Below are 22,425 nucleotides of genomic sequence, written 5' to 3' on the forward strand. Positions count from 1 at the left end.
TCGTCGTGTACAAGCTGGCGTTTTTTGTTCCTGACAGCCATGTCGAGGTGGTCAAAGGGGCTGTGTTCGCTGCCGGTGGTGGGCGGATCGGTGACTATGACCACTGTGCCTGGCAGGTGCTTGGGTCTGGCCAGTTTCGACCTTTGGACGGGAGTCAGCCGTTTATTGGCGAGGCGGGGCAGGTCGAGCGGGTTGAGGAATGGAAGGTTGAGCTGGTGGTGGCGGATGAGTTGATCGTTGCTGTTGTGGCGGCTTTGAAGCTTAGTCATCCCTACGAGACACCGGCTTATGAGGTGTGGCGGCTGGAAGATTTCTGATCTTTCTGGCTGCTGAAACAGGAAACCCGCAGATGAGTGATTGTCTGCGGGTTTTTTGTTGCCCCCGATTTGCTTTTCTGTAGGAGTGAGCCTGCTCGCGAAGAGGGCCGTCGCGACTCCGAAGATTCAAACCTTCGCACTAACCTCGCTGCGATTGACCAGGCTTTCTAATGCCCCACTCAAACTCGCCGCCTTGTCGCCCACCAGCAAATGCCAGACCCCGCCATCCAGCTGGCTGACGCCATGGCATCCCAGGTCTTTCAACTGCGCTTGCGACAACGCTTCGCCATCCGCCAGTTGCAGACGAATCCGGGTCATTGCAATGCAATCCAGGCGCAAGACATTGTCGCCACCGCCCAACGCATTCAGCCATTGCTGCGCTTCAGAACCAGCAACCACGACGGCTTTCGGCTCATCAGCAACAACAGCCGTTTCAACCAGAACTGCACGTCCGAGAGTCGGCATCGCCAGACGAATCTCATCCGCAATGCTATCCGCCATCGGTCCCACAACAACTTGCAAACTCCCACCCTTGCCCGGACGCACCACCGCCATCGCACCCAGCGCTTTCAGCTCGGCATCGGATGCCTTGTTGCGATCAACCATTTCTAGTCGCAAGCGCGTGGTGCAAGCGCCGACGGTGAGCAAATTCTGGGCACCACCCAATGCCTTGATGTAAGCACTGGCGCGCTCGTTCTCGGTCAACACGGCTTTTTCACTGACCGCCACATCCTCACGCCCCGGCGTTTTCAGGTTGAAGCGGCGAATGCAGAAGTCGAAGACGAAGTAGTAGATGACCGCGTAAGCCAGCCCCACCGGAACCACCAACCAACCATTGGTCGAGCGGCCCCAGCCCAGCACCATGTCGATAAAACCGCCGGAGAAGGTGAAGCCGAGGTGAATGTTCAGCGCATTGGTGATCGCCATCGACAACCCGGTCAGCAGCGCATGCAGCAGAAACAGCAGCGGCGCTAAAAACATGAAGGCGAACTCGATGGGTTCGGTCACCCCGGTCAAAAACGAAGTCAAAGCCATCGACAGGAAAATCCCGCCCATCACCTTGCGGCGTTCCGGCAGTGCGTTGCGGTACATCGCCAAACACGCTGCCGGCAGGCCGAAGATCATCATCGGGAACATGCCGGTCATGAACTGGCCGCCCTTCGGATCGCCGGCGAAGTAGCGCGTCAGGTCACCGGTCACCAGCGCCCCCGTGGCTGGATCGGTGAAGTTGCCGAACACGAACCACGCCATGTTGTTGAGGATATGGTGCAGGCCGGTGACGATCAGCAGGCGGTTGAACACGCCAAACACGAACGCGCCGATGCTGCCGCTTTCCATCATCAAGGCGCCGAAGGCGTTGATGCCGTGCTGGATCGGCGGCCAGATGTAGCCGAACACCACGCCCAGACCGACCGCGGCAAAACCGGTGACAATCGGCACAAATCGCCGACCGCCAAAGAACGCCAGATACTCCGGCAATTTGATGTCCTTGAAGCGGTTGTACAGCGCGCCGGCCATCAAGCCGCTGACGATACCGGCGAGCATGCCCATGTTGATGGTTGAATCGAGCACCTTGAGCGTCGAGATCATCACCAGATAACCGATCACCCCGGCGAGACCGGCGGTGCCGTTGTTGTCCTTGGCGAAACCGACGGCGATGCCGATGGCGAAGATCATCGCCAGGTTGGCGAAGATCACCTGGCCGGCATCGTGAATGATCGCGATGTTGAGCAGGTCGGTGTCACCCAGACGCAGCAGCAGGCCGGCAATCGGCAGGATCGCGATCGGCAGCATCAGCGCGCGGCCGAGGCGTTGCAGGCCTTCGATGAAGAGTTGGTACATGGTGGTTCTCCCGGCTCTTTATAGAGAGCTTGTTGTTAGGGCAGCGGCCAATGCTGGTGGCAGGCGTGACGGACGGCGGCGGCGCTGCTCAGCTTGAGCAGGTCGCGGCTCAGGCGCTGGCATTCGGTCTCGTGCACCTGGCGCACGCGATCCTTGATTTCACCGATCTGCACCGGGCTGACCGACAGCTCGGTGACGCCCAGACCGATCAGCACCGGCGTCGCCAGCGGATCGGAGGCGAGGGCGCCGCACACGCCAACCCAGCGTTTGTGCACCGCCGCGCCTGCGCAGGTCATGGCGATCAGGCGCAGCAGCGCCGGGTGCATCGCGTCGACGCGGGCGGCCAGGCCTGCGTGGTCGCGATCCATCGCCAAGGTGTACTGCGACAAATCGTTGGTGCCAATGGAAAGGAAGTCGGCGTGTTCGGCCAGTTGCTCGGCTTGCAGTGCGGCGGCGGGGACTTCGATCATTACGCCGATTTCCGGGCGCTGGGTCATGTTCATCTCCCGGCACAAGGCGTCGACGCGTTGGCGAATCTGCAGCAGTTCGTCCACTTCGGTGACCATCGGCAGCAGGATGCGGCAACGCCGCAACGGACTGACTTGCAGCAGTGCGCGCAATTGCTGATCGAGGATTTCCGGGCGCGCCTGAGCCAGTCGAATGCCGCGCAGGCCGAGCACCGGATTGGCCTCGATGGGCAGCGGCAGGTAGTCGAGTTGCTTGTCGCCGCCGACGTCGATGGTGCGGATGATCACCGACTTGTCGCCCATCGCATCGATCACCGCTTGATAGGCACTGCGTTGCTCCTCGACGTCCGGAGCGGTGTGACGATCAACGAACAGGAATTCAGTGCGCAGCAGGCCGACGCCATCGGCACCGTTGGCAAAGGCATCGGCTGCTTCAGCACTGGAGGCGACATTGGCGACGACTTCGATGTGCACGCCATTGCGGGTTTCGGCAGGCAGGTGAGCCTTGGCTTGCTGTGCGTCGCGGCGTTGCTGACGGTCGATTTGCGCCTGCTGAACTTCAGCCAGACGTTCAGCATTTGGCGTCAGTTCCAGGCGACCACTGTCAGCATCGAGCACGACCGCTTGACCTTGCGGCTGATCAAGCAGCGCTGCGCCGAGTGCCACCAGGCACGGCAGACCTTTGCCGCGCGCCAGAATCGCGACGTGCGATGTCGCGCCACCCTCGGCCATGCACAACCCGGCAACACCTTGAGCGCTGAGTTGCAGCAGATCCGAGGGCGTCAGCTCATGGGCGGCAACGATGGCGCCGGCAGGCACGTCGTGATGCCAGGCTTCGCCGAGCAAGGCACGCAACACACGTTGTTTGAGGTCGCGAAGATCATTGGCGCGCTCAGCCAGCAGCGCGCTGCCGATGTGTTGCAGGACTTCGCACTGCACATCGATCGACCGGCTCCAGGCGTGAGTTGCCGCAGTGCCTTGTTCGATGGATTGCTGTGCTGCGTCAAGCAGGGCGGGATCTTCGAGCAGTGCCAAATGCGCGGCGAAGATTGTTTCTTCATCGGCGTTCTTGTGCTTTTTCGCTTGGGCGAGGGTGCCGTCGATTTCGTTGCGCACCTGAGTCAGCGCCGCGTCGAGAACCTGCTGTTGTTGCGAGGGATCGTGATTGCCCGCATCCGCCGGCAGACTGATCGCATTCAAGTGAAACAGCGGCCCGCCGACCAGTCCCGGCGCAGCGCACACACCGTGTAACACACCTGCTTCAGCGGGGCGTTTAGCCGCCGCCGCACTGGCCGGTGCTGCTGCGTGATGATCCTCGGGCAGGGCAGTCGCCAATGCCGTGAGCAATGCTTGCAGCGCCGCTTCAGCGTCCGGGCCCTGACAGCTGACCTGCACCTCATCCTGCTCGCCAACCGCCAGTCCCATCAAACCGATCAGGCTGTTGCACGGTGCCGATTTACCGGCGAAGTGCAGTTGCGACTGGCTGTTGAAACCCTGTGCAGTCTGCCGGACCAAAGCGGCTGGGCGTGCGTGCAATCCTCCGCGATGGGCGACCAGCACATGCCCGTGAACCTCTGGCCCGTCGACCTCGGCAACATTCGCTGGCGAACCGTTGCGCGCCACAATGTGCAGCAACGGCTCGCCGACCTTCACCGTTTTGAGGGTGATCGGTCGTACCTGAAAATCCTCGCTGTTGGTCAGAATCAACAGGCTGACCAGGCTTTTGCATTGCTGGCCGACCTGGTCCAGGTCATAGCGCAACAACGGCTGCCCCTTGGTCACGCGGCCACCTTCCTTGACCAGCATCGAGAAACCTTCACCGTTCAACTCGACAGTGTCGAGGCCCAGATGCAGGAGGATCTCCGCGCCATTGTCGGCCCGCACGGTGAGCGCGTGGCCGGTGCGCGCAACGTGAATGATCACGCCAGCGCAGGGCGAGTACAGCGTGTCGTTGAGCGGGTCGATAGCGATGCCGTCACCCATCGCGCCGCTGGCGAACACCGCGTCCGGGACTTTGGCGAGCGTGAGCACCGGGCCGCTGAGCGGGGCGCTGAGGGTCAGCTCTTTATTGTTGTTGTGCATGGCTCGGTCTCATCAGGTCTGCAGTCATTCGGGCTTAGTGCGTGCGGGTAACTTTGCTCAGGTGGCGCGGCTGATCAGGGTCCATGCCGCGGGCCACGGCCAAACCGGCGGCCATCACGTAGAAGCTCTGAATCGCCAGAATCGGATCAAGGGCCGGGTGTTCGGCGCGAGTCAGGGTCAGGTCGCGTTCGCTGACATCGTCCGGCGCGGCCAGCAGCACGCGGGCGCCGCGTTGACGCATTTCGGCTGCCAGACTCAGCAGGCCAGCCTGCTCGGCGCCGCGTGGGGCGAAGACCAGCAGCGGATAGTGTTCGTCGATGAGCGCCATCGGGCCGTGACGGACTTCGGCGCTGCTGAAGGCTTCGGCCTGAATCGCCGAGGTTTCCTTGAATTTCAGTGCCGCTTCCTGGGCGATGGCGAAGCCGGCACCACGGCCGATGACCATCAAACGCTCGCAATCGCGCAGCGCTTCGATGGCCACGCTCCAGTCCTGTTGCGCCGCTTCGCGCAGGCCTTCCGGCAGGGCATTGCCGGCCTCGAGCAATTCGCTGTCCTCTTTCCAGTGCGCGACCAAACGGGCGCTGGCGCTGAGGGTGGCGATAAAACTCTTGGTCGCGGCGACGCTGCTTTCAGTCCCGGCGAGCAGTGGCACGCTGAACTCACACGCCGCTTCCAGTGGCGAATCGGCGGCGTTGACCATCGACACGCTCAACGCGCCACGCTTGCGCAGCAGACGCAGGCTGTTGACCAGATCGGGGCTCTGGCCCGATTGCGAAAACGCGAAGGCGACCTGACCGCTGACCTTCAGCGGCGCCTGCTGCATGGTCACCACCGACATCGGCAACGACGCCACCGGCACCCCCAGTTGCTGCATGGTCAGGTAGGCGAAGTAGCTCGCCGCGTGGTCGGAGCTGCCACGGGCGACGGTCATCGCCACTTGCGGCGGCTGACGGCGCAGGCGTCCGGCGATCTCGATCATCGGCGGGTCGAGCTGTTGCAGTTGGGCTTGCACGGCATCGAAGGAGGACAGCGCCTCCTCAAGCATTTTTGAAGTCAATGTCTTCTCCTTCGACCATGACGGCGGTCAGTGTGAGTGAGCGATCCAGCCGCACGCAGTCGGCCCAGGCCCCGGGTGCAAGGCGCCCGCGTTCAGTGATGCCGAGGTAGTCGGCGGGAAATTGCGACAGACGCTGCGAAGCCTCGGCGATCGGCAAACCGATCTTCACCAGGTTGCGCAGGGCCTGATCCATGGTCAGCGTGCTGCCCGCCAACGTGCCGTCGGGCAGACGCACGCCGCCCAGGCATTTGGTCACGGTGTGGCTGCCCAGCTTGTATTCGCCGTCAGGCATGCCGGCGGCGGCGGTCGAGTCGGTGACGCAATACAGGCATGGGATCGAGCGCAGGGCGACGCGAATGGCGCCGGGATGCACGTGCAGCAAATCCGGAATCAGCTCGGCGAATTTGGCGTGGGCCAGTGCCGCGCCGACGATGCCCGGCTCGCGGTGGTGCAGCGGGCTCATGGCGTTGTAGAGGTGCGTGAAACTGGTCGCGCCGGCGTCAAGTGCGGCGACGCCTTCCTCGTAACTGCCGAGGGTATGGCCGATCTGCATGCGGATGCCACGGCTGCTCAGCTCGCGAATCAACGCATCATGACCGGCGATTTCCGGGGCGATGGTGATCACCCGGATCGGCGCCAGTGCCAGATACTCTTCGACCTCAGCCATCAACGCGGTGTGGGCAAAGTTCGGTTGTGCACCGAGTTTTCCCGGGTTGATGTACGGGCCTTCGAGGTGTACGCCGAGGACCCTCGCGGCACCTTTCGGACGCTGTTCGCAGAATTCTCCGACCTCCTTCAACACGCTGGAGATCTCGGCACTCGGCGCGGTCATGGTGGTAGCCAGCAGCGAAGTGGTGCCGAAACGCACATGGGTTTTGCTGATGGTTTCGAAGGCGCTGGCGCCTTCCATGATGTCTTTGCCGCCACCGCCGTGAACGTGCAGATCAATGAAGCCGGGCAGCAGATACGGCAGGTCATTGCTCGCCGGATCGCAAGGCAGGCCTTCGATGGACACCACTTTGCCGTGTTCGTGGATCAGCCGGCCGCGAATCCAGCCGTCAGCGGTGAGGATGTTGTCTTCGGACATTTTGATTCTCGCTTTTGGCTGCGCTTATCGACGCAGCTCTGCAACAAAGTCGTAGTAGTCGTTGCGGCAATAGGTGTCGGTGACTTCGATAGGGGTGTTGTCTTCGAGGTAGCCGACCCGGGTCATCAGCAGCATCGCGGTGCCGGGGGCGATGCCAACCAGCGCGGCGAACTCGTCCGAGGCGTTGATCGCCTGGATGTGCTGCAAGGCGCGGACGATCGGTTTGCCGATGCCATCGAGGTATTCGTAGAGCGAATCGCCGACCTGCTGCGGCTTGGGCATGATCGAGGCGGGCAGGGTGCTCATTTCGATGGCCATGACCGTGTCATCGGCTTTGCGCAGACGTTTCATGCGCGCGACCTTGTCGTTCGGCGACAGGCCTAGGCGGATCAGTTCTTCGTGGGTCGGCAGGGTGATTTCGCGTTCCAGCCATTGCGAGCTGGGCACGAAGCCTTTCAAGCGCAGCATCTCGCTGAATCCCGACAGGCGCGACAGCGGTTGTTCCAGGCGTGGAGTAATGAAGGTGCCGGAGCCTTGCAGGCGACGGATCAAACCTTGATCGAGAAGGACTTCCAAGGCCTTGCGTGCAGTGACCCGGGAAATGCCCAGTAACTCGCTGAGATTGCGCTCCGAAGGCATCGCCTGCTCGGACTTCCACTGTCCGGCATGGATGGCGGCCTCTAGGTTGCGCGCCAGTTGCAGGTACAACGGTGTCGGTTGAGTGTCGTCGGGGCGTAAGGCCTGGAGGTCATTCATGTCAGTCGTTTCCGGCACCGATGTAGGATTGTTTTAAGTCGGTTGTCGGGCGAAAACTAATACCACTTGCATACCATGTCAACGCAGGGAAAATGTCTGCAGCCCATGTGGATCGCGGCTCTGCGGGGTGGTGGTCTGAAGTGGTATTAGCGGGTGCTGCAGAAACGCAAAAGATCGCAGCCTGCGGCAGCGCCTACATCGGGAAGTGGTATCACCTCTGTAGGCGCTGCGGCAGGCTGCGATCTTTTGATTTATTTTTTTGCGGGTGACCAGCGGTCGATGATTAAGGGCGAATTTCGATCATCGTGCCATCCTGCACCATGTTCCACACTTCGCGCATATCAACGTTACGCATGGCGATGCAACCGTCGGTCCAGTCCAGGGTGTGGAACAGGTTTTCCGGGTTGTCTGCCGAGTCCGGCGTGCCGTGGATCATGATCATCCCGCCAGGCTCGACGCCTTCGCGACGGGCGCGGGCCGAATCAGTGATGTTCGGGTAGGAGATGTGCATCGACAGGTTGAATTTATCGCTGGTCTTGCGCCAGTCGATCCAATAGAAACCTTCCGGTGTGCGTTTGTCGCCTTCAATCAGTTTCGGACCTTTTTTCGCGCCCTTGCCCAAGGAAATGCGATAGGTCCTGACGGGTTTGCCGTCGGCGATCAATTGCAGTTGATGGGCCGATTTAAGCACCAGGACTTTCTCGATGAACGGGGTGTTCGACGGCGTCACGGTGGTCACGAATGACGCTTGGGAGACGGTAACGAACGACAGGCAGAACAGGGCAAGCAACCAGCGCATTGAAACGATTCCCCAGGAGTGACGCAGATATTTTATTTATGGATATTTTAGGTGATGGCAGGCTGAACGAGCGGGGGAATCGATTCCGAACGAACCGGAAACGTCTCAACACGCCGATCAGCGAAGAAGCATTCTAAGGTACGCCCCACCGTGCGGAAAGCCAGCTCGTCCCACGGAATGTCGGCTTCATCGAATAGTTGCACTTCGAGGCTCTCGGGGCCGGCGGCGAAGTCCAGATCCACCAGCTCGGCACGGAAGAACACATGCACCTGGCTGATGTGCGGCACGTCGATCAGCGTGTAGATGCTCAGGTTGCGCACCCGGGCGCAGGCCTCTTCGGCCGTTTCGCGCATGGCGGCCTGCTCGATGGTTTCGCCGTTCTCCATGAAGCCGGCGGGTAACGTCCAGTAACCCAGGCGTGGCTCGATGGCGCGACGGCACAACAACACCTTCGTGCCCCAGGTCGGCACGCAGCCGGCGACGATATTGGGGTTCTGATAGTGAATGGTCTGACAGCTCTCACAGACAAATCGCAGCCGCGAATCGCCGTCGGGAATGCGCTGGGTGACCGGGTTACCGCAGTGGCTGCAAAATTTCATGCTGGGTTTCCTGAATGCTGCGCCTATCTTGGCGTGCAGCGGTGCTGGTCGGCAAGTTGTCGTTTCGCGACACGGCGGGTTTCGGGGGCTTGGGCGCACGCAATGATTGGTGCATGATGCAGGGTAAGGCACAGATCGAGAACACTCATGCTGGATGAGCTACTGCATCGGGTAAGCAACCACACACCGCGCACGCTGGAGACCGACAAACGTTTCCCCGAGGCCGCTGTTCTGGTGCCGATCACCCGCAGCGACGAGCCGGAATTGCTGCTGACCCTGCGCGCCAGCGGGCTGTCGACCCACGGTGGCGAAGTGGCCTTTCCTGGCGGTCGCCGCGATCCGGAAGACCCGGACCTGATTTTCACAGCCCTGCGCGAAGCAGAGGAAGAAATCGGCCTGCCGCCCGGGCTGGTCGAAGTCATCGGCCCGCTTAGCCCACTGATTTCCCTGCATGGCATCAAGGTCACGCCTTATGTCGGTGTGATCCCCGATTTTGTCGAATATCAGGCCAATGATGCCGAAATCGCTGCAGTCTTCAGCGTTCCGCTGGAGTTCTTCCGCGAAGACCCCCGCGAGCACACCCATCGCATCGACTATCAAGGTCGCAGCTGGTACGTGCCGAGCTATCGATTTGGCGAATACAAGATCTGGGGCCTGACGGCGATCATGATCGTCGAGTTGATCAACCTGCTCTATGACGCCAGGATCAGCCTGCACCAACCGCCAAAAAGTTTTATCAACACCTGAGCCATCGTTCGAATGGCCGTGACCGTGAGCCCTGAGGGAAACAAGATGAAATACCGCTTGGGCGACGCCCGTGTCGAGACCCATCCACAGAGCTGGGTCGCCCCCAATGCCGTGCTGGTGGGCAAGGTCAAACTGGAAGAGGGCGCCAACGTCTGGTTCAACGCTGTGCTGCGCGGCGACAATGAATTGATCCTGATCGGCAAGAACAGCAATGTGCAGGACGGCACGGTGATGCACACCGACATGGGCTTCCCGCTGACCATCGGCACCGGTGTGACCATTGGTCATAATGCCATGCTCCATGGCTGCACTGTCGGCGACTACAGCCTGATCGGCATTAACGCGGTGATTCTCAACGGCGCGAAGATCGGCAAGAACTGCATCATCGGCGCCAATTCGCTGATCGGCGAAGGCAAGGAAATCCCCGATGGTTCGTTGGTGATGGGCTCGCCGGGCAAAGTTGTGCGCGAGCTGACCGAGCCGCAGAAGAAGATGCTTGAGGCCAGCGCCGCCCACTATGTGCATAACTCGCAGCGTTATGCGCGCGATCTGGTTGAGCAAGAAGAATGACGACCCCCGAAAGACCTGTCCCCTCACCGTGCGTGAATATTTGTGCACTGGATGAGGCTGACATCTGTACGGGCTGCCAGCGCACGGTTGAAGAGATCACGCGCTGGGGTCGCATGACCAACGACGAGCGCCGGGTGGTGCTGGGTTTGTGCCATGAGCGGGCGAAGGCCAGTGGGTTGGTGTGGATGATCCCCGGGAAATCTGGCGCCTGACCGACCGCTTTCGCGAGCAGGCTCGCTCCCACCTTTGAAAGGCATTCCCCTGTGGGAGCAAGCCCGCTGGCGAAGAGGTCGGTACGGTCATCGTATCTATTGGCGCACAACCAGAGCTCAAGTAACCTGTGCGCCAATCTGACAGGTCGCCCCCATGATTTTCCTCATCGCCTACATCAGCAGCGTTGTGCTGATCAACTTCGCCTTCTCCACCGCGCCACACCTGGACATTATCTGGTCGGCCTGGGGCGGTCTGGTGTTCGTGCTGCGTGACATGGTGCAAACCCGTTTCGGCCACGGCGCGCTCGTGGCGATGCTGGTGGCGCTGGTGCTGTCCTACGTCACTTCCGATCCGTCCATCGCGTTGGCCAGTGCCACGGCGTTCGCGGTGTCGGAAATCATCGACTGGCTGGTGTTCAGCATCACCAAGCGGCAATTGCGCGACCGCTTGTGGATCAGTTCGGCGCTGAGTATTCCCATCGACACCTTCATCTTCTTCGGCATGATCGACCTGCTGACGCCGCCGGTGATCATCACTGCGCTGCTCTCGAAATTCGCCGGCGTCACTGCCGTCTGGCTGATCATGGCCTGGCGCGAGCGCAAACAGGCTGTCGCCGGCTGAAGCCAAAGTCTGCGGTTCATGTAAAATGCCGCGCTTTCTCCCCATGGAAAGCGCGTCTGGCGTTGCTTTCCTCGATGATCCGCTTCTTTGAGGACCTGAGATGACCCGTATCGGAACTCCATTGTCGCCAACCGCGACCCGCGTATTGCTGTGTGGCTGTGGTGAGTTGGGCAAGGAAGTGGTGATCGAACTGCAACGCCTGGGCGTTGAAGTGATCGCCGTTGACCGCTACGCCAATGCGCCGGCGATGCAAGTTGCCCATCGCAGCCACGTGATCAACATGCTCGACGGCGCGGCCCTGCGTGCCGTGATCGAAGCCGAGAAACCGCACTTCATCGTGCCGGAAATCGAAGCCATCGCCACCGCCACCCTGGTTGAGCTGGAAGCCGAAGGCTTCACCGTGATCCCGACCGCGCGCGCTGCGCAACTGACCATGAACCGCGAAGGCATCCGGCGTCTGGCCGCTGAAGAGCTGGACCTGCCAACCTCGCCATACCACTTTGCCGATACCTTCGAGGACTACAGCAAAGCCGTTGAGGACCTGGGTTTCCCTTGCGTCGTCAAACCGGTGATGAGTTCGTCAGGTAAGGGCCAGAGCCTGCTGCGCAGCGCCGATGACGTGCAGAAAGCCTGGGATTATGCGCAAGAGGGCGGTCGCGCCGGCAAAGGTCGCGTGATCATCGAAGGCTTTATCGATTTCGACTACGAAATCACCCTGCTGACCGTGCGCCACATCGGCGGCACCACCTTCTGCGCACCGGTCGGTCACCGTCAGGAGAAGGGTGACTATCAGGAATCGTGGCAGCCGCAGGCCATGAGTCCGATTGCCCTGGCTGAGTCCGAGCGCGTTGCCAAAGCCGTGACTGAAGCGCTGGGCGGTCGTGGACTGTTTGGCGTCGAGCTGTTCATCAAAGGTGATCAAGTGTGGTTCAGCGAAGTCTCGCCGCGCCCGCATGATACCGGTTTGGTCACGCTGATTTCCCAGGATCTGTCGCAGTTCGCCCTGCATGCACGCGCCATTCTGGGCCTGCCGGTGCCGCTGATCCGTCAGTTCGGGCCATCGGCTTCGGCGGTGATTCTGGTGGAAGGGCAGTCGACGCAGACTGCATTCGCCAACCTCGGCGCTGCGTTGAGCGAGCCAGATACCGCGTTGCGTCTGTTTGGCAAGCCGGAAGTGAATGGTCAGCGTCGCATGGGCGTGGCGCTGGCGCGGGATGAGTCAATCGAAGCGGCTCGTGCCAAGGCCACCCGCGCTGCTCAGGCGGTTGTGGTCGAGCTCTAAACCGCGTCGTGGCATTCGCGAGCAAGCCCGCTCCCACAGGACTACGTATTCCAATGTGGGAGCGGGCTTGCTCGCGAAGCTTTTGATCCTCTGTCAGGCCACCCGATTCAGATCGTTATCCCGCGTCTCTTTCAGACACAGTACCGCAATAAAACTCAGCACCGCCGCCCCCGACACATACCCGCCGACATAGCTCAAACCACCCATCGCCACCAGTTTCTGCGCAAAGAACGGCGCCGCCGAGGCTCCGACAATGCCGCCCAGGTTGTACGCCGCTGAAGCACCGGTGTAACGCACATGGGTTGGAAACAGCTCAGGTAACAGCGCCCCCATCGGCGCAAACGTCACGCCCATCAAGAACAGTTCGATGCACAGGAACAGCGCCACGCCCCAGGTCGAACCCTGAGTCAGCAGTGGCTCCATCAGAAACCCGGAAAGTATTGCCAGTACGCCACCGATGATCAGCACCGGTTTACGCCCGTATCGGTCGCTCGCCCAGGCCGACAAGGGTGTGGCGGCGGCCATGAACAGCACGGCAAAACACAGCAACCCGAGGAAAGTCTCGCGGCTATAGCCGAGTGTGGAAACTCCGTAGCTCAGGGAAAAGACTGTCGAGATATAGAACAGCGCATAGCAAACCACCATCGCCGCTGCGCCCAGCAAGGTGGGCGCCCAGTACTGGCTGAACAGCTCGACCAGCGGGATTTTCACCCGTTCGTGGCGGGCGATGGCGTTGGCGAACACTGGCGTTTCGTGGAGTTTGAGCCGAACGTAAAGACCCACCATCACCAGTGCTGCACTGAGCAGAAACGGAATCCGCCAGCCCCAGCTGCGAAATTGCTCGTCGGTGAGCGTCATGGCCAAGGTCAGAAACAAGCCGTTGGCGGCAAGAAAACCAATCGAAGGGCCGAGTTGCGGGAACATGCCAAACCACGCGCGTTTGCCTTTCGGCGCGTTTTCCGTGGCGAGCAGGGCGGCACCTCCCCACTCGCCGCCCAGTCCCAGCCCTTGGCCGAAGCGCAGCACACACAGCAGAATCGGCGCCCATGCGCCGATGGTGGCGTAACCTGGCAGCACGCCGATCAGCGTCGTGCACACGCCCATCAGCAGCAGCGAAGCCACTAGCGTCGACTTGCGCCCGATGCGGTCACCGAAATGGCCGAACAGTGCCGAGCCCAGCGGACGGGCGAGGAAGGCAATGCCGAAGGTGAGAAACGCCGAGAGCATCTGCGCGGTGCCGGAGGTCTGCGGAAAGAACACCGGCCCGATCACCAGCGCGGCAGCGGTGGCGTAAACATAGAAATCGTAGAACTCGATGGCGGTGCCGATAAAACTCGCCGTGGCGACGCGGGTGGCCGAGTTGGTCGGTTGCGCAGGCGTGGTGTCGCTGTAAGTGGTACTGGTCGTCATGCGGTGATCCCTGACAGTCATGAGCTCCGTTGGAGCGAATTATTATGGTCGAACACCCAGGGATGTGGGATGGGGCGCGGTCGCTGTTTCAGGTAGGAACAGTCGCCGGTGTGCAGCGGAAATGGCCGAAACCGGTCTGGTGCGGGGTAAGCACACGGTTTGGCAGCGCTTGGGTAAGCGATTCGATTATAGGAAGGAGGCTAATAATCAAACAAGAACAAAAGGTCTTCTATCGGGCAGGCACCAGAGCCGGCACCGAAGAGGTATGCCAGATCAGCACCCTGCTCACCCGGTTCTCCTCGGTCTCGAGAATCTCCAGGCGATAGCGGCCAATTTTCAGGCACACCGCACTTTCCGGAATGGTTTCCAGCGCCTCGGTGACCAGACCGTTGAGGGTCTTTGGCCCATCGCTCGGCAAATGCCAGCCCAGGCATTTGTTCAATTCGCGGATCGACGCGGCACCGTCAATCACCATGCGGCCATCGGCCTGCGGATGAATGTGCGGGTTATCGAGGCTGTGTTCGCTTTCGAATTCGCCGACGATTTCTTCGAGAATGTCTTCCAGCGTCACGATACCGAGCACTTCGCCGTACTCGTCGACCACCATGCCCAGGCGTCGCTGTTGTTTATGGAAGTTCAGCAACTGCAGTTGCAGCGGCGTGCTTTCCGGCACGAAGTACGGCTCATAACTCGCCGCCAGCAGCGCGTCGAGAGTCAGGTCGCCATTGTTCAGCAGATGACGGATCTGCCGGGTGTTGAGCACTGCTTCTACCTGATTGATGTCGCTATGGAACACCGGCAGGCGTGTGCGCTTGGTATGGCGCAACTGTTCGATGATGGTCTCGATTGACTCGTCGAGGTTGATGCCGTCGACTTCACTGCGCGGCACCAGAATGTCGTTGACGGTGATGTTGTCCAGCGCATGGATGCCAGAAACCGGGTGGACTCGGACCGAGTGCTCGGGATCGTCGTAACGGTCGGCAAGCGAGTCATCTTCGCTTGGTTTTACGACCTGGGCCTTGCGCACGAACGGGGTCATCAGCAAACCGCTGATGCGGCTGAACAGCCAGGCAAACGGATAAGCGATCTTCAGCGGCACCGCCAGCAAGGAATTACCGAAGCTCAGCACGGCATCGGGGTAGCGCTGGGCGAGGGCGCGCGGAAAGTAATCGGCGAACACCAGCAGGATTGCCCCGACGCCGAGGCATGCAGCCCAAGGTCCGTTTTCTTCGCAGAGGAAAATCGCCAGCAATGTCGCGATGATCACCGCGAGTGCCCGGCACAGGGTGTTGCAGAGGATCAGGCTGTCGAGCGGGAAACTCAGTTTCGCCAGCGGTTTATCGCTGGCGCGCGAAGCGGTGTGTTGCGCGAGCAGGTACTGCTGCGCGATTTCGACGGCGGTGAACAGCCCGGACCATAAAATCAGCAGGACAAATACCGCGAGCATCGGCCCTAGGGGCAAACCGTCCATTTATGCCGCCCGTCAGATGTGCAGGATGTATTCACGAACCAGCTTGCTGCCGAAATACGCCAACATCAGCAGGCAGAAACCGGCGAGGGTCCAGCGAATCGCCTTGTGACCGCGCCAGCCAAGGCGATTGCGGCCCCACAGCAGCACGCTGAACACGATCCAGGCCAGGCACGCCAGCAGGGTCTTGTGCACCAGATGCTGGGCGAACAGGTTCTCGACGAACAGCCAGCCGGAAATCAGCGACAGCGACAGCAGCGTCCAGCCGGCCCAGAGGAAACCGAACAGCAGGCTTTCCATGGTTTGCAGCGGCGGGAAGTTCTTGATCAGTCCGGACGGATGCTTGTGCTTGAGCTGGTGATCTTGCACCAGTAGCAGCAAGGCCTGGAACACCGCGATGGTGAACATGCCGTAGGCGAGGATCGACAGCAGGATGTGCGCGAGGATGCCCGGCTCTTCGTCGATGATCTGCACCGTGCCGGTCGGCGCGAACTGCGCCAGCAACACGGTGATCGCGCCGAGCGGGAACAGCAGCACCAGCAGGTTTTCCACCGGGATGCGCGAACAGGCGAGCAAGGTCAGGGCAATGACTGCCGCCGCGATCAGGCTCGAGGCGCTGAAGAAATCCAGGCCCAAACCGATCGGGGTCAGCAGATGCGTGAGCAGGCTGGCGCCATGGGCGACCACGGCGAGGGCGCCGAGGCTGACCAGCAGGCGCTTGTTCGCCTTGGCGCCGGTGGCCAGGCGGGTGCTCTGATAAAGGGTCGCAGCGGCATATAGAAGGGCGGCGGCGAGGGTGGTCAATAAACTGGGTGACAAGGGGAGCATAAATCCTGTTAGGCAAGCCCGAAAGGGGCTGAGTTTGGCATAGAACCGCCATGGCACGAAAGACTCCGGAAGCTGACAGCGAGGTGTCCGCCAGCCGCAGTCTTCGCTATAATCCGCGACCTGCCCACGCCGCAGGCTCGCCGAGCACATGTTGATTCCGGTCTGGGCCGCCATTATCCCGGTCTACACAGGGCCTGAAAGGATCGCGCAATGTTTGAAAACTTAACCGACCGTCTCTCGCAGACGCTGCGCCATGTCACCGGCAAGGCGAAGCTGACCGAAGACAATATCAAAGACACCCTGCGCGAAGTGCGCATGGCGTTGCTCGAAGCCGACGTCGCCCTGCCGGTGGTGAAGGACTTCGTCAATTCGGTCAAGGAGCGCGCTGTCGGCACCGAGGTGTCGCGCAGTCTGACGCCGGGCCAGGCGTTCGTGAAGATCGTCCAGGCTGAACTCGAAAGCCTGATGGGCGCGGCCAACGAAGATTTGAACCTGAGCGCCGTGCCACCAGCCGTTATTCTGATGGCCGGTTTGCAAGGTGCAGGTAAAACCACCACCGCTGGCAAACTGGCGCGCTTCCTTAAAGAGCGCAAGAAAAAGTCGGTCATGGTCGTGTCGGCGGACGTTTACCGCCCGGCCGCTATCAAGCAGCTGGAAACCCTGGCCAACGACATCGGCGTGACGTTCTTCCCGTCGGACCTGAGCCAGAAGCCGGTCGACATCGCCAGCGCGGCTATTAAAGAAGCAAAACTGAAATTCATCGACGTGGTCATCGTCGACACCGCCGGTCGTCTGCACATCGACGAAGAGATGATGGGCGAGATCAAGGCGCTGCACGCCGCGATCAATCCGGTCGAAACCCTGTTCGTGGTCGATGCCATGACCGGCCAGGACGCCGCCAACACGGCCAAGGCTTTCGGAGATGCGCTGCCGTTGACCGGTGTGATCCTGACCAAGGTCGACGGCGACGCCCGTGGCGGTGCCGCCCTGTCGGTGCGTGCCATCACCGGCAAGCCGATCAAGTTCATCGGTATGGGCGAGAAGAGCGAAGCGCTCGATCCGTTCCACCCTGAGCGTATCGCCTCGCGCATCCTTGGCATGGGCGACGTGCTCAGCCTGATCGAGCAGGCCGAAGCCACGCTCGACAAGGACAAGGCCGACAAACTGGCCAAGAAGCTGAAGAAAGGCAAGGGCTTCGACCTCGAAGACTTCCGCGATCAACTGCAACAGATGAAGAACATGGGCGGCCTTGGCGGGCTCATGGACAAACTGCCGAGCATCGGCGGCGTCAACCTGTCGCAAATGGGCAACGCCCAGAATGCCGCAGAGAAACAGTTCAAGCAGATGGAAGCCATCATCAACTCCATGACCCCGGCCGAGCGCCGCGACCCTGAGCTGATCAGCGGTTCGCGCAAGCGCCGTATCGCCATGGGTTCCGGCACTCAGGTGCAGGACATCGGTCGCTTGATCAAGCAGCACAAGCAGATGCAGAAGATGATGAAGAAATTCACCGCCAAAGGCGGAATGGCGAAGATGATGCGCGGCATGGGCGGAATGTTGCCCGGCGGCGGCATGCCGAAGATGTAAGGTGCCCCGTCTCACCCATTCTGCTCATGGCGAGTGCAACGGGTGAGACAGGACACCAAGAACTTCGCCGGTCGTCGCACCGGCGTAGACCCTGCAAGGACGCAGGATCAACAGCAAACCCGCACTCGGCGGGAGCTGACTGGCCGTTTTCATCGACGGCTCTATATGCAGATCTGCACGGCATGCCATAGGCGCCGGAAAAAGTCATTTGCAAAAGTCCGGATATTCCTTAGAATATGCGGCCTTTCGGGCACCCATGCCCGCTGTGCATTTAGATTTGCAGCACCGACTACAGGAACGATGTTCACATGCTAACAATCCGTCTTGCCCTTGGCGGCTCCAAAAAGCGCCCGTTTTACCACCTGACCGTAACCGACTCGCGTAACCCGCGTGACGGCTCCCACAAAGAACAGGTTGGTTTCTTCAACCCTGTTGCCCGTGGTCAGGAAGTTCGTCTGTCCGTGAACCAAGAGCGCGTAGCCTACTGGCTGAGCGTTGGTGCACAGCCTTCTGAGCGTGTTGCTCAGTTGCTGAAGGAATCTGCAAAGGCTGCGGCCTGAGCAATATGAACGCGACGCCTGCTGTTGCCGATGATTTGATCGTTATTGGCAAAATTTATTCTGTTCATGGCGTTCGCGGCGAAGTGAAGGTTTATTCCTTTACTGATCCGACTGAAAACCTGTTGCAGTACAAAACCTGGACGCTCAAGCGTGAAGGCAATGTCAAACAGGTAGAGCTGGTCAGTGGACGCGGGAGCGACAAGTTCCTGGTCGCAAAGCTCAAGGGTCTTGATGATCGTGAAGAAGCTCGTCTTCTGGCCGGTTACGAGATCTGCGTGCCGCGCAATCTGTTCGCTGAATTGACCGAAGGCGAGTACTACTGGTACCAGCTGGAAGGTCTGAAGGTCATCGATACACTTGGGCAATTGCTCGGGAAAATCGATCATCTTCTGGAAACCGGCGCCAATGATGTAATGGTAGTCAAGCCTTGCGCTGGCAGCCTGGATGATCGCGAACGCCTGTTGCCCTATACGGAGCAGTGCGTGTTGGCCGTCGACCTGGCAGCGGGCGAGATGAAGGTGGATTGGGACGCGGACTTCTAAGCGTGGCTAACTTGCGCGTAGAAGTGATCAGTTTGTTTCCCGAGATGTTTTCCGCCATTGGCGACTACGGCATCACCAGTCGTGCGGTCAAACAGGGGCTCTTGCAGTTGACCTGTTGGAATCCGCGAGATTACACGACGGATCGGCATCACACTGTGGACGATCGCCCGTTTGGCGGTGGTCCGGGCATGGTGATGAAGATCAAGCCCCTGGAAGATGCTCTGGTTCAGGCCAAGGCAGCAGCCGGGGAGGCGGCGAAGGTGATTTACCTGTCCCCCCAAGGCCGTCAACTGACTCAGTCGGCGGTACGCGAGCTGGCACAATCGGATGCATTGATCCTGATTGCCGGCCGTTATGAAGGCATTGACGAGCGCTTTATTGAGGCTCATGTCGATGAAGAGTGGTCGATTGGCGACTATGTACTGTCTGGCGGCGAGCTGCCGGCGATGGTCCTGATCGATGCGGTTACACGACTGCTGCCTGGAGCTTTAGGGCATGCGGATTCCGCTGAGGAAGATTCCTTTACGGATGGTCTGCTGGATTGCCCGCACTACACCCGACCTGAGGTGTATGCGGATCAGCGTGTTCCCGACGTGTTGCTGAGTGGCAATCACGCGCATATCCGGCGTTGGCGTTTACAGCAGTCCCTTGGCAGGACCTTTGAACGACGCGCCGATCTTCTGGAAAGCCGCTCGCTTTCTGGAGAAGAGAAGAAGCTGCTCGAGGAATACATCCGCGAGCGGGACGATAGTTAACAACGTATCGATGGTAGATCGAACGATTTACCTTAGGAGCACAGCATGACCAACAAAATCATCCTTGCACTCGAAGCAGAGCAGATGACCAAAGAAATCCCTACCTTCGCCCCAGGCGACACTATTGTCGTGCAGGTGAAAGTGAAGGAAGGCGATCGTTCCCGTCTGCAAGCGTTCGAAGGCGTTGTAATCGCCAAGCGTAACCGCGGCGTGAACAGTGCGTTCACCGTTCGTAAAATCTCCAACGGTGTTGGCGTAGAACGTACTTTCCAGACCTACTCCCCGCAGATCGACAGCATGGCTGTTAAACGTCGCGGTGATGTACGTAAAGCCAAGCTGTACTACCTGCGCGACCTGTCGGGTAAAGCAGCTCGCATCAAGGAAAAACTGGCTTAAGTCCAGCTTCCGATGCAGAAAAAAGCAGCCTACGGGCTGCTTTTTTGTTGCCTGCGATTTATCCACAGCACTTTTTTTAGGCCAGACCATGACTACCCGTGACCAGGAAATTGAACGCCGCACCGAACTCTCGGTGACCCGCGTAACCAAAGCCGTCTTCCCGCCGACCACCAATCATCACAACACCCTGTTCGGTGGCACCGCACTGGCGTGGATGGACGAGGTGTCATTCATCACCGCCACGCGTTTCTGCCGCTTGCCACTGGTGACCGTGTCCACCGACCGTATCGACTTCAACCACGCGATCCCCGCGGGCTCCATCGTTGAGCTGGTCGGCAAGGTGATCAAGGTCGGTAACACCAGCCTCAAGGTCGAAGTGGAAGTGTTTGTCGAAAGCATGAGCTGTGACGGCCGCGAGAAGGCGATTCATGGGCAGTTCAGCTTTGTTGCGATCGATGATGACAAGCGGCCGGTGCCGGTGTTGCCTGGTTTTGCTGTCTGAGCCGAATGCGAGTCGAGCCCTTCGCGAGCAAGCCCGCTCCCACATGGGGTCGCGGTCTCATGTGGGAGCGGGCTTGCTCGCGAAGGCGTCGGGTCAGGCGACGCTGCTCTCAGGCTGAATCAACGCCAACAACGTCCACCCCGCCCCTGGTTTCACGGCGGTCTCCGGCGTCACAACGTGCACCCAGCCGCTGTCATCGCGCATGAACAGCAACGTGGCGCGATTCCCATGCAGCGCCCGGTAATCCTCCCAGCCGAACCCGTCGGTCAGCGTCGTGCTGTACAACTCGGCGCCCTGGCCCATCTGGCTGGCCAGTTTCGCGTAAGTGAGCGCCTCGCTGCCCAACTGATTGCCGCGATGTTCCAGGCTCGCCCGGTGCTTGTCGCTACGTCGGCTTTCATGACCGCTGGCCAACCCGAACAAGCGCTGATGGCCAAAGTCATGTCGAAAGCGCATGGCTGCCAAGGTATTGAGTTCCCCTGACGGCGACAGCGCCAACAAATGTCCCAGCCCGACCAGATCCAGGTGTGCATCGGCATGTTGCGAAGCCGGGTTACCGAAGTACGTCGGCAAGCCTTCCATGCGCGCCGCACGAATGTTCTCCCAGCTCGAGTCCGTCAGCAGCACGCGGCTGCCCAATTGCTGCAGCGACTTGCCCAGCTCCCGTGCCGGGCCGTTGGCGCCGACGATCAGGAAACCGCTTGGCGCAGGCTCGGCAACCTTCAACAGTCGTGCCAGCGGTCGAGCCGTAGCGCTTTGCAGTACGACGGTGCCGATGATCACGGCAAAGGTCAGCGGCACTAGCAGCAGCGCGCCTTGATGCCCGGCCTCATGCAGGCGAATCGCGAAAATTGCCGATACTGCCGCCGCGACAATCCCCCTTGGGGCAATCCAGCACAGCAACGCACGCTCACGCCAGCTCAGGCTCGAGCCAGCCGTGCTGAGCAACACGTTCAGCGGTCGGGCGACCAACTGAATCACCAGCAGCAGAATCAGCACCAGCGGGCCCAGCCCGAGCAGGGCATACACATCCAGTCGCGCCGCCAGCAAAATGAACAATCCGGAAATCAGCAGCACGCTGAGGTTTTCCTTGAAGTGCAGGATGTGCCGCACGTCCACGCCCTTCATGTTCGCCAGCCACATGCCCATCAGCGTTACCGCCAGCAGGCCGGACTCGTGCATGACCTCGTTGGAGGCAATGAAAATCCCCAGTACCGCCGCCAGCGAGGCGAGGTTGTGCAGGTATTCCGGCAACCATTGCCGACGAATAATCGTCCCCAACACCCAGCCGCCAACAATCCCGAACACCGCGCCGCACAGAATCACCCCGCCGAAGGTAAGCAGACTCTGCTTGAGCCCATGGCCCTCGGCATTGGCGATGATGAAGCTGTACACCACAACGGCGAGCAGGGCGCCGATCGGGTCGATGACGATACCTTCCCAGCGCAGGATGTTGGCAATCGAGGCTTTCGGCCTTACTACGCGCAGCATCGGCACGATCACCGTCGGGCCGGTGACCAGTGTCAGGCTGCCGAAGAGGATGGCCAGCATCCAGTCGAAGCCGAGCAGGAAGTGCGTGGCCACCGCGATGACAATCCAGGTCGAGATCGCGCCAATGGTCACCAAACGATGGACGACGCTGCCGATCTCTTTCCATTCCGACAGGTGCAGGGTCAGGCTGCCTTCGAACAGAATCAGTGCAACCGCCAGCGATACCAGCGGCATCAGCAGCGGGCCGAACATTTCCTGCGGATCGAGCCAGCCAAGCACCGGGCCGACCAGAATGCCGGTCAACAACAGAAACAGAATCGCCGGCAACTTCAAGCGCCAGGCCAGCCATTGACAGCCCAGCGCCGCCGCACCAATCCCGCCAAATGCCAACAGAATTTGCTGTTCGTTCATTGAAGCTCCCTGTTCCTTGAATTAGCGGGCTATGAA

At 60.4% G+C, this 22,425-nt stretch carries 23 protein-coding genes; 12 read left to right on the forward strand and 11 right to left on the reverse strand.

The window, feature by feature from the left end; genetic code table 11:
- The first annotated feature begins 5 nt into the window (after positions 1-5).
- Complete coding sequence (locus AACY19_RS09560; RefSeq protein WP_095050948.1) at positions 6-317, forward strand: Nif3-like dinuclear metal center hexameric protein; 312 nt, start codon at positions 6-8, stop codon at positions 315-317.
- A 126-nt stretch (positions 318-443) separates the two neighbouring features.
- Here the strand turns inward: AACY19_RS09560 and nagE are convergent, their stop codons facing one another.
- The 7 genes from nagE to AACY19_RS09595 all read right to left on the reverse strand — a co-directional run bounded on the left by nagE (position 444) and on the right by AACY19_RS09595 (position 9,006).
- Positions 444-2,159 (reverse strand): N-acetylglucosamine-specific PTS transporter subunit IIBC, encoded by a 1,716-nt coding sequence (gene nagE, locus AACY19_RS09565; protein WP_339450004.1) that lies wholly within the window; start codon positions 2,157-2,159, stop codon positions 444-446.
- A gap of 35 nt (positions 2,160-2,194) precedes the next feature.
- Complete coding sequence (gene ptsP / locus AACY19_RS09570) at positions 2,195-4,708, reverse strand: phosphoenolpyruvate--protein phosphotransferase (protein WP_339450005.1); 2,514 nt, start codon at positions 4,706-4,708, stop codon at positions 2,195-2,197.
- Between the two features lie 34 nt (positions 4,709-4,742).
- Positions 4,743-5,765 carry an SIS domain-containing protein gene (locus AACY19_RS09575; protein WP_339450006.1) on the reverse strand — a complete coding sequence of 341 codons (1,023 nt, stop codon included), beginning with the start codon at positions 5,763-5,765 and terminating at the stop codon, positions 4,743-4,745.
- Positions 5,746-6,852 carry an N-acetylglucosamine-6-phosphate deacetylase gene (gene nagA, locus AACY19_RS09580; protein WP_339450007.1) on the reverse strand — a complete coding sequence of 369 codons (1,107 nt, stop codon included), beginning with the start codon at positions 6,850-6,852 and terminating at the stop codon, positions 5,746-5,748. The genes AACY19_RS09575 and nagA overlap by 20 nt, the downstream gene beginning before the upstream one ends.
- Before the next feature lie 24 nt (positions 6,853-6,876).
- Complete coding sequence (locus AACY19_RS09585; RefSeq protein ID WP_339450008.1) at positions 6,877-7,608, reverse strand: GntR family transcriptional regulator; 732 nt, start codon at positions 7,606-7,608, stop codon at positions 6,877-6,879.
- A 283-nt stretch (positions 7,609-7,891) separates the two neighbouring features.
- Positions 7,892-8,407 carry a L,D-transpeptidase family protein gene (locus AACY19_RS09590; RefSeq protein ID WP_339450009.1) on the reverse strand — a complete coding sequence of 172 codons (516 nt, stop codon included), beginning with the start codon at positions 8,405-8,407 and terminating at the stop codon, positions 7,892-7,894.
- A gap of 47 nt (positions 8,408-8,454) precedes the next feature.
- Positions 8,455-9,006, reverse strand: coding sequence for an NUDIX hydrolase (locus tag AACY19_RS09595; protein ID WP_339450010.1), 552 nt, complete (start codon positions 9,004-9,006; stop codon positions 8,455-8,457).
- Positions 9,007-9,153: 147 nt separating this feature from the next.
- On the opposite strand from AACY19_RS09595, the gene AACY19_RS09600 reads away from it, so the two are divergent.
- From AACY19_RS09600 to purT, 5 genes are all read left to right on the forward strand, one after another.
- Entirely contained in the window at positions 9,154-9,753 is a 600-nt protein-coding gene (locus tag AACY19_RS09600) for a CoA pyrophosphatase (protein WP_339450011.1), read from the forward strand.
- A gap of 45 nt (positions 9,754-9,798) precedes the next feature.
- Positions 9,799-10,323 carry a gamma carbonic anhydrase family protein gene (locus tag AACY19_RS09605; RefSeq protein ID WP_034154816.1) on the forward strand — a complete coding sequence of 175 codons (525 nt, stop codon included), beginning with the start codon at positions 9,799-9,801 and terminating at the stop codon, positions 10,321-10,323.
- Positions 10,320-10,535: a DUF1289 domain-containing protein gene (locus AACY19_RS09610; RefSeq protein ID WP_339450012.1), complete on the forward strand. Its 216-nt coding sequence runs from the start codon at positions 10,320-10,322 to the stop codon at positions 10,533-10,535. Before AACY19_RS09605 ends, AACY19_RS09610 begins: the two co-directional genes overlap by 4 nt.
- Before the next feature lie 154 nt (positions 10,536-10,689).
- A complete protein-coding gene (locus tag AACY19_RS09615) occupies positions 10,690-11,157 on the forward strand; it encodes a preQ0 transporter (RefSeq protein WP_339450013.1) in 468 nt (155 codons plus the stop codon).
- A 100-nt stretch (positions 11,158-11,257) separates the two neighbouring features.
- A complete protein-coding gene (gene purT / locus AACY19_RS09620; RefSeq protein WP_102900595.1) occupies positions 11,258-12,439 on the forward strand; it encodes a formate-dependent phosphoribosylglycinamide formyltransferase in 1,182 nt (393 codons plus the stop codon).
- A gap of 93 nt (positions 12,440-12,532) precedes the next feature.
- Here the strand turns inward: purT and AACY19_RS09625 are convergent, their stop codons facing one another.
- The 3 genes from AACY19_RS09625 to AACY19_RS09635 all read right to left on the reverse strand — a co-directional run bounded on the left by AACY19_RS09625 (position 12,533) and on the right by AACY19_RS09635 (position 16,145).
- Positions 12,533-13,849, reverse strand: coding sequence for an MFS transporter (locus AACY19_RS09625; RefSeq protein WP_339450014.1), 1,317 nt, complete (start codon positions 13,847-13,849; stop codon positions 12,533-12,535).
- A gap of 229 nt (positions 13,850-14,078) precedes the next feature.
- Positions 14,079-15,320 (reverse strand): transporter associated domain-containing protein, encoded by a 1,242-nt coding sequence (locus AACY19_RS09630; RefSeq protein WP_339450015.1) that lies wholly within the window; start codon positions 15,318-15,320, stop codon positions 14,079-14,081.
- Between the two features lie 12 nt (positions 15,321-15,332).
- On the reverse strand, positions 15,333-16,145 hold the full coding sequence (locus AACY19_RS09635) for a cytochrome C assembly family protein (protein WP_339450016.1): 813 nt from the start codon (positions 16,143-16,145) through the stop codon (positions 15,333-15,335).
- A 210-nt stretch (positions 16,146-16,355) separates the two neighbouring features.
- Between AACY19_RS09635 and ffh the strand changes: the two genes are divergently transcribed.
- The 6 genes from ffh (at position 16,356) to AACY19_RS09665 (ending at position 20,487) form a co-directional block, all read left to right on the forward strand.
- Entirely contained in the window at positions 16,356-17,732 is a 1,377-nt protein-coding gene (gene ffh / locus AACY19_RS09640; RefSeq protein WP_123464947.1) for a signal recognition particle protein, read from the forward strand.
- Positions 17,733-18,040: 308 nt separating this feature from the next.
- Positions 18,041-18,292: a 30S ribosomal protein S16 gene (rpsP, locus tag AACY19_RS09645; protein ID WP_003198088.1), complete on the forward strand. Its 252-nt coding sequence runs from the start codon at positions 18,041-18,043 to the stop codon at positions 18,290-18,292.
- 5 nt (positions 18,293-18,297) lie between these two features.
- Positions 18,298-18,834, forward strand: a complete 537-nt coding sequence (gene rimM, locus AACY19_RS09650; RefSeq protein ID WP_085688896.1) for a ribosome maturation factor RimM — start codon at positions 18,298-18,300, stop codon at positions 18,832-18,834.
- Between the two features lie 2 nt (positions 18,835-18,836).
- A complete protein-coding gene (gene trmD / locus AACY19_RS09655) occupies positions 18,837-19,589 on the forward strand; it encodes a tRNA (guanosine(37)-N1)-methyltransferase TrmD (RefSeq protein WP_008081628.1) in 753 nt (250 codons plus the stop codon).
- 45 nt (positions 19,590-19,634) lie between these two features.
- Positions 19,635-19,985, forward strand: a complete 351-nt coding sequence (rplS, locus tag AACY19_RS09660) for a 50S ribosomal protein L19 (RefSeq protein ID WP_003175895.1) — start codon at positions 19,635-19,637, stop codon at positions 19,983-19,985.
- Positions 19,986-20,073: 88 nt separating this feature from the next.
- Positions 20,074-20,487: an acyl-CoA thioesterase gene (locus tag AACY19_RS09665; protein WP_212549642.1), complete on the forward strand. Its 414-nt coding sequence runs from the start codon at positions 20,074-20,076 to the stop codon at positions 20,485-20,487.
- A 93-nt stretch (positions 20,488-20,580) separates the two neighbouring features.
- Here AACY19_RS09665 and AACY19_RS09670 read toward each other — a convergent pair whose 3' ends face one another.
- On the reverse strand, positions 20,581-22,389 hold the full coding sequence (locus AACY19_RS09670; RefSeq protein WP_339450017.1) for a cation:proton antiporter: 1,809 nt from the start codon (positions 22,387-22,389) through the stop codon (positions 20,581-20,583).
- Positions 22,390-22,425: the final 36 nt, after the last annotated feature.

Source organism: Pseudomonas sp. EA_5y_Pfl2_R50 (assembly GCF_963970475.1).
Classification (GTDB): domain Bacteria; phylum Pseudomonadota; class Gammaproteobacteria; order Pseudomonadales; family Pseudomonadaceae; genus Aquipseudomonas.